General features: G+C 48.5%; 1 pseudogene. It reads right to left on the bottom strand.

From position 1 onward, the window contains the following. Nucleotides 1–458, bottom strand: a pseudogene (locus EAO33_RS08925) (tetratricopeptide repeat protein); the annotation flags it as partial.

Here is a 458-nt window from a genome sequence, read left to right as displayed (position 1 = left end):
GCTTGCAAAGTGTTCGCCCCGTATTTCCATAAGGGTTTGACTTGTGGGGTATTGTCATTGGGGGGTGTGTTGGTGTGTGCGGTGTTTTGGGGTTGTGGTGTGGGGGTGGCTTGGTTTGAGAGCGCACTTTGGCTAGTAGCACATAAAGAGCTAAAGCCCTCTTGAAAAGTCTCCAACAAGATTTCTAAATCCTCTAGGGGTTTAGCAAGTCCATTGGCATGTTCTAAAATCTGTGCGCCCTCTTGAGCACTCTTGAGCGCGTTAAGGTGGGTGCTGGTTTTAACTCTTAGGCGTTTGGATTGGGAGAGTAGATCTTCTAAATTGGGATCATCTTCTGTGCTTTGGTGGTAAGTTTCTTCTAGGGCTTTGTTAAAGGTGTTGAGGGTGTCTAAGAGTTGGCTAAACTTAGTGCTTAAATCGCTAACCTCCTCTTGGAGGGCATCACCCCCCCCCCCCCC

Source organism: Helicobacter labacensis (genome assembly GCF_003660285.1).
Classification (GTDB): Bacteria; Campylobacterota; Campylobacteria; order Campylobacterales; family Helicobacteraceae; genus Helicobacter; species Helicobacter labacensis.
Note: the sequence above shows the minus strand (reverse complement) of the source record. Positions and strands in the feature narration are given on the sequence as shown.